The following is a 13,168-nucleotide window of genomic DNA, read 5'->3' on the forward strand; positions in this document are numbered from 1 at the left end:
TGGGCGCGAGAACCCGTGTGGGGACGGGGTGCGCCGCGCCTTCGCGGTCGCGCCGCGCACGCCCGTGTACGCGCCCCGTCGGGGGATCCACCGCCCGACCCGGCACCGGACGTGCTCCGGGGCTGGGAAGGGGCGCCGTTCGGGACATCGGCTCACCTCCCCGGACCGCCTGTCGCCTCCCGTATACCCGGTTATGTGCCCAGGTGGGGGCAGGCTAAAGAGGCGGACCGAAGGAACCGGCCGACACCCGCTCCGTGTTGTTCACCGCGGTCACCATCTTCCACTCTTCATGGGATGCGCGCTACCCGCGGTTGCACGTGCATGGGAACACGCGTGGAGTTATATGACGAATTGTGGAGTTTCACGTTCCAGAAGTTATGACGCGGTGATCAATCACCGATGACGGCCGGGCCAACGGTGAGGCGGCGACTGGACGGTCGGCCGCTCATCCGGTACCCGCATCATCGGCAGGAAGACCTGGGCGAGCGGGCCGATCGTCAGGGCGTAGACGATCGTGCCGACCCCCAGCGTCCCGCCGAGCAGGGTTCCGGTGACCACGACGACCACCTCGATCACCGTGCGGGCCAGCCGTACCGACCACCCGCGCTCGGCCAGGCCGGTCATCAGGCCGTCGCGCGGCCCCGGGCCGAGGCTGGCGCCGATGTAGCACCCGGTGGCCACCCCGCACACCAGTACCCCGACCAGCAGCGTCGCCACCCGCACGGCCAGCGACTCGGGCGAGGGGAGCAGCCACAGGAACAGGTCCACGGTCGTGCCGACGACGACCACGTTGCTCAGCGTGCCCAGGCCGGGCCGCTGCCGCAGGGGGATCCACAGGAGCATGAGCGCCGCTCCGACGATCACGCTCCACGTGCCGATCGACAGCCCGGTCCGCAGCGCCAACCCCTGGTGCAGCACGTCCCAGGGCATGGCGCCCAGCTCCGCCCGGACCAGCAGCGCGCCGCTGAGCCCGTACAGGACCAGTCCCAGGTACAACTGGGCCAGCCGTCGCGCCCGCGGCCGGGGCACGAGTCGGGCCAGCCAGTTCCACGTCCTCACGGGGGCGGGCGCCTGGTCAGGGGAGTGGGGGCGGTCGGGCACAGGGGACTCCGTTTCCTCGGATCACGGGATGGCGGCACGATGGCTCGTTCGATGGGGCCGCGAACGGTGCCACATCGGTATCGTGACGGAGGTGGCGCTCATTCTGAAGCGCCAATCGGAACAACTGGCCCTAAACCTGGGCGTGCGGGGAGGACGGTATGGCGAAGCAGGGCGGCCACCGTGGGGCCGATCGTGGCCCGACCGGAGGCGGCAGCCGGCGGATCAACGGCCGCCTCCTGGCCCGGCTCATCGGGGAGGCGCCGGTCGAGCGCCCCTACTACCTGGCCATCGCCCGCGCCGTGAGCGGCCTGGTCCTGGACGGCCGCGTCCCCACCAACACCCGCCTGCCCGCCGAGCGCGACCTGGCCGCGTCGCTCGGCGTCAGCCGCAACACGGTCACCGCCGCCTACGCCTGGCTGCGTGACCATCGCTTCCTGGACAGCCGCCAGGGCGCGGGCAGCTGGACCGTCCTCCCCGACACCGGCACCGGCAGCGGCGAGCTGGCGCCGTTCACCCCCGTCGCCGAGCACATCGACCTCGGAGTGGCCGCCCCGCCCGCGGTGGAGGGGCTGCGCGCCGCCTCCTTCCAGGCCGCCGAACAGCTCGCGGCGCACGTGGGCGGTCTCGGCTACTACCCCTACGGCCTGCCCGAACTGCGCCACGCGATCGCCCGCCGCTACGTCGAACGCGGCCTGCCCACCACACCCGAGCAGATCTTCGTGACCAACGGCGCCCAGCAGGGCATCGCGCTGGCACTGGACCTGCTGCTCCAGCCAGGCGACGAGGTCCTCGTCGAGTCGCCGACCTACCCGCACGCGGTGGACGCGGTCCGCCGGGCGGGCGCCCGGATCCGGACGGTCGGGGTGACACCGCAGGGGTGGGACATGGAGTACCTGGCCGACGCCTTCCGCCAGTGGAAGCCGGGGCTGGCCTACCTCATCCCGGACTTCCAGAACCCCACCGGCGCGCTGATGGACGACGACGAGCGCGCCGCCCTGGTCCGCGAGGCGCGCCGGGCGGGCACCCACCTGGTCATCGACGAGTCCGTCGCCGAACTGGCCATCGACTCCGGCGACCTGCCCGCGCCGGTGGCCGCCCACGACACCGACGGCCGGGTGCTGACCATCGGCTCGGTGGCCAAGCTGCTGTGGGGCGGGCTGCGTGTGGGCTGGATCCGCACCACGCCGCCGATGGTGGCCCGGCTCATGTCCGCCCGTCAGCGCTTCGACCTGGCCGGGGCGGTCCTCGACCAGCTCACCGTCACCCACCTGCTGGCGGACGTGATGCGGGTGCGCGCCGAACGCAGCCGCCAGCTCCGGCGCAACCGCGACGCCCTGGTGCGCGCGCTGCGCGAACGGCTGCCCGACTGGAGGCCCAGCGCGCCCGGGGGCGGACTGGTGCTGTGGGCGACCCTGCCGCACCCGGTCGCGGGCGCGCTGGCCACGGCGGCGGCCCGGCACGGGGTGCACCCGGCGGCCGGGCCGGTGTTCGGCGTGGACGGCACCCTGGAGCGGTACGTGCGCCTGGCCTACACCCAGCCGCCGGACGTGCTGGCCGACGCGGTGGAGCGGTTGGCCGCGGCCTACGCCGAGACGCTCGCCCACCCGGTCCAGCCGCGCGGTCAGCTCTTCGTCTGAGCACCGGGTCGCGGGCTGTCGTGGGGCCGCCCGGGGCGGGGGGTCAACTCCGGGAGCCGGGGACGAACCGGTGGGCGAAGCGCGTCACCTCGGCCAGCGCCTCGTCGCGGTTGGTCTCGTTGAACAGCTCGTGCCGGGCCTCGGGGAAGACCCGGACGGTCACGTCCGAGCCCGCGAGGGCCTCGACGCCCGTCTTGCTTCCGGCGAGCGGCACCAGGGCGTCGTCGGAGCCGTGCAGCCACAGCAGCGGCGTCGTCCCCACACAGCCCGCCTCGTGGAGCCGGTCGAGTTCGGTGAGCATCGCCAGGACCGTGGGCCGCTTGAAGGGGCCGTGCCAGACCAGCTCGTCGGCGGCGTAGGCGGCGCCCACCTCGGGGTCCCGGGAGAGCGTGTCGGGGTCGATCGGGATGTCCGGGATCTCCTCCAGTCCGCTGAGCGTCTCCAGGACCTCCCAGCGGCCGAGCACCGGGGAGGCCACGACCAGCGCGCGCGGCGCCTCGGGGTGGGTCTGGGCGTAGCGGGCGGCGACGAGGCCGCCCATCGAGTGGCCGATGAGGATCAGGGGGAGGGAGCGGTAGGCGGTGCGCGCCTGGGTGATGACGCGGTGCACGTCCTCCACCACCCCGGCGAAGTCGTCGATGAGCACGCGCTCGCCCGAGGAACGGCCGTGCCCCCGGTGGTCGGCTCCGTACACCACCGCGCCCGCCTCGACCAGGGCGGCGGCCACGTGTTCGTAGCGTCCGAGGTGTTCGCCGTAGCCGTGGACCAGCACCGCCAGCCAGGTCGGTTCGCCCTCGGCGGGCGCCCACGCCCGCGCCGCCAGCTTCCCCGACCCGTCGGGTCCGCCGGCCAGGGCCCACTCGCGTGTGGTGATCACGGCGTTTCGCCTCCTCGTCTGCGACGATCTCTGGGAGGGACACCCTATGGGGGCGCGGCCACGGCGTGCATGCGGGCGGGGCGGATGTCGACGCCCGTGGCCGGGGGGAGACCGGGGACGGTCCCGGCTCGGTCGTGTCTCAGTCGCGTAACGATCGGCGCGCCCGTTCGTAGTCGCGTCCCAGGCGGGACGCCAGCCGTTCGTAGGCGGGAACGAAATACGGCATAAGGTGCGATGTTATCTACTCCACAAGAAAGGTGATCTTCTACGCTTACCTCTGGGCATCCCTCGGACGGGACCATCCGCGTACCACCCGTCCGCAACGAAGACTGGAGAGGGTGACGCGCGTGCTGGAGGACTCCTACGGGCGAGTGGCGACCGACCTCCGTGTGTCGCTCACCGACCGCTGCAACCTCAGATGCAGCTACTGCATGCCGCCCGAGGGCCTGGAATGGCTGCCCAAGCCCGAACTGCTCACCGACGACGAGGTGCTGCGGCTCATCCGCGTCGGCACCACCCACCTCGGCATCACCGAGGTCCGCTTCACTGGCGGCGAACCCCTGCTCCGCCGCGGCCTGCCCGGCCTGGTCGCCGGAACTACCGCGCTCACCCCCCGACCGCGGACCGCCCTCACCACCAACGGCATCGGCCTGGCCCGCATGGCCCCCGCCCTGGCCGAGGCCGGACTCGACCGCGTCAACGTCTCCCTCGACACCCTGCGCCACGACCGCTTCGAGAAGCTCGCCCGCAGGCGCCGCCTCCAGGACGTCCTCGACGGCATGGCCGGGGCGGCCGAGGCGGGGCTCACCCCCGTCAAGGTCAACGCGGTGCTCATGCGCGGCATCAACGACGACGAGGCGCCCGACCTGCTGCGCTACTGCATCGAGCGCGGCTACGAGCTGCGGTTCATCGAACAGATGCCCCTGGACGCCCAGCACGGCTGGCGCCGCGACACCATGGTCACCGCCGACGAGATCCTCGCGCGCCTGGAGGCCGACTTCTCCCTGGAGGCCGCCGACGCCGACACCCGCGGCAGCGCCCCCGCCGAGCTCTTCCACGTGCGCGGCGCCCGCTTCCCCGACGGGGAGCGGGCCACCGTCGGCGTGATCGGCTCCGTCACCCGGCCGTTCTGCGGGGCGTGCGACCGCGTGCGCCTGACCGCCGACGGCCAGATCCGCAACTGCCTGTTCGCCCGTGAGGAGTCCGACCTGCGCGCCCTGCTGCGCGGCGGCGCCAGTGACGAGGAGATCGCCGAGCGCTGGACGGCGGCCGTGGCCACCAAGCTCCCCGGCCACGGCATCAACGACCCCTCGTTCCTCCAGCCGGCGCGCCCGATGTCGGCGATCGGCGGCTGACTCGCCTGGTAGGCACCCGGTCCGAGCGGGCACGACAGTGGAAGGGAGGGGCACGACCGCACCGGACCAGGAAGAAGCCGTGGCCATGCCGAGAACGGACGCCGGTCACCGGACCGCCGCGCACACGGCGGATCTGCGGGTCGAGGCGTGGGGGCCGACCCGGGAGGAGTGCGTCGCGCACGCCGTGGCCGCGGTGGTGGAGAGCGTCGTCGGCGCCGAGCCGCCGCCCGCGACGACGACCGTCGAACGCGACCTGGAGGGCGCGACCGACGCCGATCTCCTCGCCGCCGTGATCGACGAGGTCGTCTACCTCCTGGAGACCAGGGGGCTGCTCCCGTCCGCGACCGAGGCGCGGGCCACGCCCACCGGGCTCCGGGTGCGGTTCGCGATGGCCGACGCCGACACGGCCGAGGCCTGCGGCGCGGTCCCCAAGGCCGTCTCCCTGCACCAGCTGCGCTGCGAGCGCGGCCCGAAGGGATGGTGGTGCTCCGTGACGGTCGACGTCTGACATCTGGCTGGGAACGGGCCCGACCGCACGCCACGGGCCCTTCGACGCACCCGGGAGCGCGCCATGCGCATCACCGAAGAGACCCCGTACCGGTTCCGTGTCGAACCCGAGGGAGGGATGCGGGTACCGGGCATCGTGTTCGCGTCCCGACGGCTGCTGCCCGACCCCGCGGCGGACGAGTCACTGCGCCAGGTGGCGAACGTGGCGACCCTGCCGGGCATCGTGGTCGCCTCCTACGCGATGCCGGACATGCACTGGGGCTACGGCTTCCCCATCGGCGGCGTCGCCGCCACCGACGTGGCCGAGGCGGGGGTGGTCTCGCCGGGCGGGGTGGGCTTCGACATCTCCTGCGGCGTCCGGCTCCTCGCCGCCGACCTCGACCGGGACGCGTTCGAGCCGAGGCGCGGCGCGGTCATGGACGCGCTCGACCACGCCGTCCCACGCGGCATGAAGCGCGGCAGCGTGTGGCGGATGTCCGACCCCGCGAAGCTCCGCGAGGTCCTGGACGGCGGGGCGTGCCACGCCGTGGACAGGGGACACGGCGTGCGGCGGGACCTGCGGCGGTGTGAGGACGGCGGGCGGATGGCGGACGCCGACCCGGGCGGGATCAGCCACCGGGCGATCGAGCGCGGGCTCGGGCAGGTCGGCAGCCTCGGGTCGGGCAACCACTTCCTGGAGGTCCAGGCGGTCGACGAGGTCTACGACGCGCGGGCGGCGGAGGCGTTCGGGCTGCGGGCGCGCCAGGTCTGCGTGATGATCCACACCGGGTCGCGCGGGCTCGGGCACCAGGTCTGCTCCGACCAGGTGCGCGCGATGGAGAAGGCGATGGAGCGCTACGGGATCGCGGTGCCCGACCGGCAGCTCGCCTGCGTGCCGGTCGAGTCGCGGGAGGGGCGCGCCTACCTGGGGGCGATGGCGGCGGCGACCAACTTCGCGCGGGTCAACCGGCAGCTGCTCGGGGAGGCCGCCCGCCGGGCCTTCGACGCCCATGCCGGCTGCGGGCTCGACCTCGTCTACGACGTGTCCCACAACCTCGCGATGGTGGAGACCCACGTCGTCGACGGGCGGCGGCGCCGACTGTGCGTGCACCGCAAGGGCGCCACGCGGGCGTGGCCGCCCGGCCATCCCGACCTGCCGGCCGAACTGGCCGACGTCGGCCAGCCCACGCTCATCCCCGGCACGATGGGGACCGCCTCCTACGTCCTGGCCGGTGTCCCGGGCGGGCAGGCGTTCCACTCGACCTGCCACGGCGCGGGCCGGGTGATGAGCCGCCACGAGGCCGTGCGCAAGGTGCGGGGCAGACCGCTCAGGGACGATCTGGAGGCGCACGGGATCGCGGTGCGCGGCACGTCGTGGAAGGGGCTGGCCGAGGAGGCGCCGTCCGCGTACAAGGACGTCACCGACGTGGTGGACGCCAGCGTCGGGGCGGGCCTGTGCCGCAGGGTGGCCCGGCTCGTGCCGCTGGGCGTCGTCAAGGGCTGAGCGGCGCCGGAAAACCGGTTGCCCGCCTGCTCCCGACTCTGGCTTGATGTCCCACGGCGAAGATTCGCCGTCACAGGCCCGTTCGGGAAAGGGAGGTGGCCTGTCATGCCCTACACCGAGGTCGCCGGTGAACGCGTCCCCATCCGCATGTGGGCCGACCCGGGCCAGGTCGAGGCCCAGGCGATGGAGCAGCTGCGCAACGTCACCCGGATGCCCTGGGTGCACGGCCTCGCCGTCATGCCCGACGTGCACTACGGCAAGGGCGCCACGGTGGGCTCCGTCATCGCCATGCGCGACGCCGTGAGCCCCGCGGCCGTCGGCGTGGACATCGGCTGCGGCATGACCGCCGTGCGCACGGACCTGACCGCCGAGCGGCTGCCCGACGACCTTGGGAGTCTGCGCTCCGCCCTGGAGGCGGCGATCCCCGTCGGGTTCCACGCCCACGACGAGCCGGTCGACCCGACCACGGTGCCCGGCCTGCGCAGCACGGACTGGGACCGCTTCTGGTCCGGCTTCGACGACCTCGCCGAGTCCGTGCACCCCCGGCTGACCAGGGCCCGCCGACAGATGGGCACCCTCGGCGGAGGCAACCACTTCCTGGAGGTGTGCCTGGACGACGACGGCACGGTCTGGCTCGTCCTGCACTCCGGGTCACGCAACATCGGCAAGGAGCTGGCCGACCACCACATCGGCACGGCCCAGTCCCTCTCGCACAACCAGGGCCTGGTCGACCGCGACCTGGCGGTGTTCCTCGCCGACACCCCCGAGATGGCCGACTACCGCCGCGACCTGTTCTGGGCCCAGGACTACGCGCGCCGCAACCGCGACGTCATGATGGGTTTGGCGTGCGCGACACTGACCGAACAGATTCCGGGTACCCGGTTCGAGCAGTGGATCTCCTGCCACCACAACTACGTGGCGGAGGAGAGCTACGACGGCGTGGACGTGCTCGTCACCCGCAAGGGCGCCATCCGTGCGGGCAGGGGTGATTTCGGGATCATCCCCGGCAGCATGGCGACCGGCACGTACATCGTGCGCGGTCTGGGCAACCCGGACTCGTTCAACTCCGCCTCGCACGGGGCGGGCCGTCGGATGAGCCGCAACAAGGCCCGCAAGACGTTCACCAGGGAGGACCTGGTGGAGCAGACCAGGGGCGTGGAGTGCCGCAAGGACCTGGGCGTCGTGGACGAGATCCCCGCCGCCTACAAGGACCTGGAGTCGGTGATCGAGGCCCAGACCGACCTGGTCGAGGTGGTCCACCGCCTGCGTCAGGTGGTGTGCGTCAAGGGCTGAGCGGCGCCGGTCGCGCGGTGTGGTCCATCCTGGGAGGGTGAGCAGAACACCGCCAGGGGGAATCGACGCGGTCATCCTCGCCGGAGGCGCCGCCCGGCGCATGGGCGGCGCCGACAAACCCGGCCTGACCGTCGCGGGTCGCACGCTGCTGGAGCGGGTCGCCGACGCGGTCCGCTCCCACGACGCGCAGGCCCGTGTCATCGTGGTCGGTCCGCCCCGGGAGAGCCCGCCCGCGCTCTACGTCCGGGAGGAGCCGCCCGGGGCCGGGCCGGTGCCCGCCCTGATCGCTGGACTGGCGCATGTGCGCGCGCCCCGGTTCGCGCTGCTGGCCGCCGACCTGCCGCGCCTGACCGCGGCCCACCTGGCCGAGCTCGCCGAGGCGTTCGACGAGACGGCCTCCGGAGCCGTGTACGTGGACACGGGAGGCCGCGAGCAGTGGCTGACGGGGGTGTGGCGCACCGACGCCGTGCGGGCCGCGCTCGCCGACTACCGGGGCCGGTCCCTGTTCCGCCTCCTCGGCCCGCTGGAGCCGCGCCGGATCGCCCTCGCCGACGACGGCGCCGAGTTCGACTGCGACACCCCCGAGGACCTCGCCCGCGCCCGCCGCGACCTCGGACGGGACACCCCGACCGCCCCCTGAGCCGCCGTCCCGGCCGCCACCGCGCCCCGACTCCGGCCCGGGGAGGTCAGCGCTTCCGGTACTCGTCCATGGGCACGACCTCGCGCAGGAACCCCCGGATGTCGAGGAAGTTCGACAGGTACTCGCGGTGCTCGTCGCATGCGGTCCACACCTTGCGACGGTCCGAGGTGTGCAGCTTGGGGTTGTTCCACACCAGTGCCCAGGTGGCGTCCGCGTGGCAGTCGCGGCGGGAACAACGCGGCTCCACGGCCGGATTACCCAATTCTGACCCCCAGGGAATTTCGCGGCCCGAATGGTCAAGCCACGGTCACGATCGGTCATGCTCGCCGATCTCGGCGTTGACCGGTGTCGACGGAGAGGAGAAAAGGCGACGCCGGGTGGCTACGGGGGCAAACCACCCGGCGTCGCTCGCGATGTTCCGACGGGGGCTCGAAACATCGCCGTGCGCTTCGACGGGGGACCGAAGCGCTAGAAACCAATGTACACCGAGGCCCCCCGGGGTACGTCAAGAGTGAGTTACGACGTTGTCTCGGGAGAGTCCCGCGGATCGAAGGTCCTAAGTCCCAGGTCAGGACTAATCTGGCACTTTGCCCAGGATGCGGTTCCTCCCTCGCGGGAACGGCGGTTCGGGCGGGTCAACCCCGTGCCGGGCGTCGGTGCGCGACACGCCCGGAAAGGGTCAAGGGCGAAGTGACGACCGGCCCGACGCCCGCCCGTGCGACGAGAGGCATCCGGTGTGGCGGTCGGGGAACGCGGGGAGGCAGGGACAACGGAGGGTCGCGTTCGCGCGACCGGGCAACGGACAACGCAGGGGGTCGCTCATGTCCCACCACACGTACCGCGTCACGGAGATCGTCGGAACCTCGCCGCAGGGGGTCGACCAGGCCATCCGGAACGGGATCGACCGCGCCGCGAACACACTCCGGGGCCTCGACTGGTTCGAGGTCACCGAGATCCGGGGGCACATCGAGGACGGCGTCGTCGCGCACTACCAGGTCGGTCTCAAGGTGGGGTTCCGCCTGGAGGACTGAGCGGAGCGTCCTGCCGGGGTCTCGGACACACCGTCCGGGCCCCTCGGGGTGCGCTTGGCCCGGGTCCGCCGCGTGCTCGGTCCGACCCCTGTGCGTGCCCGGGTCGGCTGTGCGCTCAGCCTGGGTCGGGCCTGGTCCGCTGTGCGCCCAGCCCGGATCCGCTGTCCGTGCTGGTTCGGGTCCGCTGTGCGTGCCCGGGCCGCCTGTGCGCTCAGCTCGTGTCGGAGGGCTCCTCCCCCCGCTGCACGTCGACGTGGACGTGGTCGAGGTGCCGGAGGATCTCGTTGTCGGAGTCGGTCTCGTAGTCGCGCCAGCCCAGTGACGGGTAGAAGGTGCTCCAGATGCGGTCGTCGAAGATGATCACGGCCACGTCGTAGTCCGGCGCGTGCGCGATCAGCCAGTGCGCCATGACCCATCCCGCGCGCCGGTTGTCCTCGCTGACCGGACGGTAGAAGACGTCGATCGCCCGGCCCTCGTAGTGCGCGGAGTCGTCGCCGTGCCCGGTGTCGAAGCCGCCGGGGAAGTACCCGCCCAGGCTCAGACCGGCGAAGACGCCCTCCATGTCGACCCTGAGGTCCTCGGCCCGGGCGGTGAGCCCCGACGGTTCCAGCCCCTCCTGGACCTCCAGGCTCGGGTCGTTGGTGGAACGGCAGGTCAGCGAGGGTCCCGGAGTCCCCTGCGGCCCCTCCTCCAACACGGTCATCACGGGCTCGGGGATGTCACTGGTGTCCGGCGCCCCGATCGGTGCGTCCTCCCCCTGGACGGCGACCGCCGCCGCGGTGGTCGCGCGGCGGGCCTGGTCCCGGTCCAGCGAGAACCGTTCCTCGCCCACCCACGCGGAGCACTCGGCCCCCCACGGCGCCGAGACGCCCTGACCGCCGGTCCGCTCCAGCACCCAGCGCGTGGTCATGACGGCGACGGCGCTCAGCGCCGCCAGGACCGCCACGGAGAGGACCAGTCCTCTCCAACGGCCGGTCCGCCGCGACTCCGTCTCCATCTCCCCACCCCTCCACGCTCCTGCCGGGCCCGGACCCGGCGCGGACACACCAGTAGTCGGTCAACCGCGCGGGCGTCCCGCGCATTTCCCTCGTTGCCGACTCATTCCGTGAACTGTGCCGTCCGCTGGACCCGGCCGGAGCGGCGATGGGGTGGCGTGACCATCGCCCACCTGCGCCGTTACCGGCTGGAGCACGCGCGGCGGTCGAACGCGAACGGCCCCGCCTGGCCGGAACCGGTCAGGCGGGGCCGCGTGTCGTGCGTCGGTCGGGCGGGTCAGGGGCAGAGGGCGTCGAGGTCGCTGGGGTCGGTCCCGACCTGGCGGCCGGGGTCGGCGGGGGAGGGCTCGTTCAGACCGGTGTACTCCTGCCACTCGGTGCGATCGTCCTCCGGAACGGTCTCCGCCGCGACGGCGTCCTCACCCGACGGGGAGGCCGAGGGGGAGGGGGCGACGGGGAGCTCGTCGCCCTCGGCGCCCCGACCGCCGATGGCGTCCGCGACCAGGGCGCGCACGGTCTCCCAGTCCGGGTTGGCCGTGTTCACCTGCGGCGGGGACAGCTGGAGGGTGCTCATCGACCCGGTGCCCGCGATCACGTCGGCCAGTTCGATGAACGCGGGGACCTTCGCCTGGGGGATGTCCGTGCTCAGCGTGCGCTCGGTCGCGCCCGCCAGCCGCCGGTAGCTGGTGAGGATGGTCGCGGGGTCGATCTGCTCGGCCACGTACTTGATCAGGCAGCCCTGGCGGCCCATCCGTCCGTAGTCGTCGGAGTTGACCCGCGAACGCCCGTACCACAGCGCCTCGTGGCCGTCGAGGCGGCGCAGTCCCGGCTCCAGGACGCCTCCGTGCACGCCGTAGGGGATCGGCTCCTCGATGAGGACCTCGATGCCGCCGACCGCGTCGATGAGGTCGCGGAAGCCCATCATGTCGACCATCGCGTAGTACTTGACGTCCAGGCCGATGTTGTACCCGATCACGGTCTTGAGGGTGTCGGCGGACGGGTCGGCCACGGTCGGGTTGATCGCCAGGACGTCGGGCTCCTCGGCGACCGTCTGGTAGACCTCGTTGAGCAGGTCGTCGAAGCCGTACGGCGCGGGGTAACGCTCGGCCAGCACGCTGTCCGGCGGGAACTGCGCGTTCTCCAGGTTGCGGGGCAGTCCGATGAGCACGGTGTCACCGGTCTCGGTGTCCACGCTGGCGACCATCATCGAGTCGGTGCGCGCGCCGTACCGGTTCTCCGCCGAGTCGGCGCCCAGGAGCAGGACGTTGATCCGCTCCGCGCCGTTCCAGGGGTCGGCGCTGTCGTGCGGTTCGTCGCCGGGCTGGGGAGTCCCGAAGACGGCGGACAGCGTCCGCTGCGTGGTGTACCCGCCGTGCAGGGCCAGCGCCGAGGGCAGCGCGACCGTCAGGCACAGGACGGCGACGACGGCGCCGCTGAGCAGGCGCCGTCCCAGAGGGGCGTCCTTGGGGCGGGTGATCACCCAGGAGTGCACGATGATCGCCAGCCACAGCACCGTCACGACGAACACCGTGACCATGGCCCCCGTGAGCCAGCTGTTCTGCACGGCCAGGCTCGCCAGGACGGCCACCGTGCTCGTGTCGTGGGCGGCGATCCACACCGCCCAGCCCGCGAGGGAGACGACGCCGAGGAGGTAGACCCCCAGGATCACCGTGCCCGCCCGCCGGAGCCCCATCCGCAGGTGGGCGATGCCCGGCAGGGGGAGCGACGCGACGGTCCACAGCAGAGCACGACCCGTGCTCGGTCGTGCGGGCGCCTCTTCCCGCTGGTCTTCTTCGGCTGCCACCGGCGATTCCTCTCCAACCGAGGGGCGGCGGCGCCACCCCCGTTCGGTCGCACCCGCCACGGTCCCGGGGCGGCGGGCGCGCTCGCGGCGTCCGGGGGTCGACCCGGACGCCTCCAGTCACGTAGACGATCCGAGGGCGCGTTCCGGTTCCGGCCGAGTTCGCGCCTGTGGACCGGTTGTACGGGCTGTTCCCGCCGCCGTGAGGGGGTACCCCTCGTACGCGCGGTTCACGCCCGTCAGTTCAGTGTGGCGCTTTGCCGGACTTGTGTGCGCTGCGGCCGCCTCCTCAGGGATGTTCTATACAAGTCTGTTATGTGGCGGGGAGGTCGCCGCTGGGGGGTTGGGTGGCGCTTTTGGGCCGATCAAAGGGGTGAAACAGCCGATTTCTTTCGTGATCAGTAGTGAACCGGCGCGACAGCTGCGATGATCTGGCCGCAGGAGGGGG

The 13,168-nt window shown here is 72.6% G+C and carries 12 protein-coding genes; 7 read left to right on the forward strand and 5 right to left on the reverse strand.

Going from position 1 to position 13,168, the window contains the following annotated elements; all coding sequences use genetic code 11:
* Positions 1 to 393: 393 nt before the first annotated feature.
* Entirely contained in the window at positions 394 to 1,059 is a 666-nt protein-coding gene (locus tag AB0I72_RS24405) for a hypothetical protein (protein WP_358572744.1), read from the reverse strand.
* Between the two features lie 200 nt (positions 1,060 to 1,259).
* Here AB0I72_RS24405 and AB0I72_RS24410 point away from each other — a divergent pair, with 200 nt between their 5' ends.
* On the forward strand, positions 1,260 to 2,738 hold the full coding sequence (locus AB0I72_RS24410) for a PLP-dependent aminotransferase family protein (RefSeq protein WP_358572583.1): 1,479 nt from the start codon (positions 1,260 to 1,262) through the stop codon (positions 2,736 to 2,738).
* 43 nt (positions 2,739 to 2,781) lie between these two features.
* Here AB0I72_RS24410 and AB0I72_RS24415 read toward each other — a convergent pair whose 3' ends face one another.
* Complete coding sequence (locus tag AB0I72_RS24415) at positions 2,782 to 3,615, reverse strand: lysophospholipase (RefSeq protein ID WP_358572585.1); 834 nt, start codon at positions 3,613 to 3,615, stop codon at positions 2,782 to 2,784.
* Between the two features lie 347 nt (positions 3,616 to 3,962).
* On the opposite strand from AB0I72_RS24415, the gene moaA reads away from it, so the two are divergent.
* From moaA to AB0I72_RS24440, 5 genes are all read left to right on the forward strand, one after another.
* Positions 3,963 to 4,970 carry a GTP 3',8-cyclase MoaA gene (moaA, locus tag AB0I72_RS24420; protein ID WP_358572746.1) on the forward strand — a complete coding sequence of 336 codons (1,008 nt, stop codon included), beginning with the start codon at positions 3,963 to 3,965 and terminating at the stop codon, positions 4,968 to 4,970.
* Between the two features lie 85 nt (positions 4,971 to 5,055).
* Positions 5,056 to 5,478: an archease gene (locus AB0I72_RS24425; RefSeq protein WP_358572587.1), complete on the forward strand. Its 423-nt coding sequence runs from the start codon at positions 5,056 to 5,058 to the stop codon at positions 5,476 to 5,478.
* 63 nt (positions 5,479 to 5,541) lie between these two features.
* Positions 5,542 to 6,960 (forward strand): RtcB family protein, encoded by a 1,419-nt coding sequence (locus AB0I72_RS24430; protein WP_358572589.1) that lies wholly within the window; start codon positions 5,542 to 5,544, stop codon positions 6,958 to 6,960.
* Positions 6,961 to 7,065: 105 nt separating this feature from the next.
* The gene (locus AB0I72_RS24435; RefSeq protein ID WP_358572591.1) at positions 7,066 to 8,253 is read left to right on the forward strand and encodes an RtcB family protein; all 1,188 of its coding nucleotides are present in this window, start codon (positions 7,066 to 7,068) and stop codon (positions 8,251 to 8,253) included.
* 37 nt (positions 8,254 to 8,290) lie between these two features.
* Positions 8,291 to 8,893: a molybdenum cofactor guanylyltransferase gene (locus tag AB0I72_RS24440; protein WP_358572593.1), complete on the forward strand. Its 603-nt coding sequence runs from the start codon at positions 8,291 to 8,293 to the stop codon at positions 8,891 to 8,893.
* Between the two features lie 46 nt (positions 8,894 to 8,939).
* On the opposite strand, the gene AB0I72_RS24445 is transcribed toward AB0I72_RS24440, so the two are convergent.
* Positions 8,940 to 9,140 (reverse strand): hypothetical protein, encoded by a 201-nt coding sequence (locus AB0I72_RS24445; protein ID WP_358572595.1) that lies wholly within the window; start codon positions 9,138 to 9,140, stop codon positions 8,940 to 8,942.
* Positions 9,141 to 9,714: 574 nt separating this feature from the next.
* On the opposite strand from AB0I72_RS24445, the gene AB0I72_RS24450 reads away from it, so the two are divergent.
* On the forward strand, positions 9,715 to 9,924 hold the full coding sequence (locus AB0I72_RS24450) for a dodecin (protein WP_358572597.1): 210 nt from the start codon (positions 9,715 to 9,717) through the stop codon (positions 9,922 to 9,924).
* 211 nt (positions 9,925 to 10,135) lie between these two features.
* Here the strand turns inward: AB0I72_RS24450 and AB0I72_RS24455 are convergent, their stop codons facing one another.
* Both AB0I72_RS24455 and AB0I72_RS24460 read right to left on the reverse strand, forming a co-directional pair.
* Positions 10,136 to 10,921: a hypothetical protein gene (locus AB0I72_RS24455; RefSeq protein WP_358572599.1), complete on the reverse strand. Its 786-nt coding sequence runs from the start codon at positions 10,919 to 10,921 to the stop codon at positions 10,136 to 10,138.
* Positions 10,922 to 11,196: 275 nt separating this feature from the next.
* Entirely contained in the window at positions 11,197 to 12,723 is a 1,527-nt protein-coding gene (locus AB0I72_RS24460; protein WP_358572601.1) for an LCP family protein, read from the reverse strand.
* Positions 12,724 to 13,168 lie beyond the last annotated feature (445 nt).

The sequence above is a fragment of the Nocardiopsis sp. NPDC049922 genome, assembly GCF_040660275.1.
In the GTDB taxonomy this organism is placed as follows: Bacteria; Actinomycetota; Actinomycetes; order Streptosporangiales; family Streptosporangiaceae; genus Nocardiopsis.

Bases quoted from the DNA above. Each gene is read 5' to 3' on its own strand.
- AB0I72_RS24410 (WP_358572583.1), top strand. From the start codon at position 1,260: ATGGCGAAGCAGGGCGGCCACCGTGGGGCCGATCGTGGCCCGACCGGA.
- AB0I72_RS24425 (WP_358572587.1), top strand. From the start codon at position 5,056: ATGCCGAGAACGGACGCCGGTCACCGGACCGCCGCGCACACGGCGGAT.
- AB0I72_RS24430 (WP_358572589.1), top strand. From the start codon at position 5,542: ATGCGCATCACCGAAGAGACCCCGTACCGGTTCCGTGTCGAACCCGAG.
- AB0I72_RS24435 (WP_358572591.1), top strand. From the start codon at position 7,066: ATGCCCTACACCGAGGTCGCCGGTGAACGCGTCCCCATCCGCATGTGG.
- AB0I72_RS24450 (WP_358572597.1), top strand. From the start codon at position 9,715: ATGTCCCACCACACGTACCGCGTCACGGAGATCGTCGGAACCTCGCCG.
- AB0I72_RS24455 (WP_358572599.1), bottom strand. From the start codon at position 10,921: ATGGAGACGGAGTCGCGGCGGACCGGCCGTTGGAGAGGACTGGTCCTC.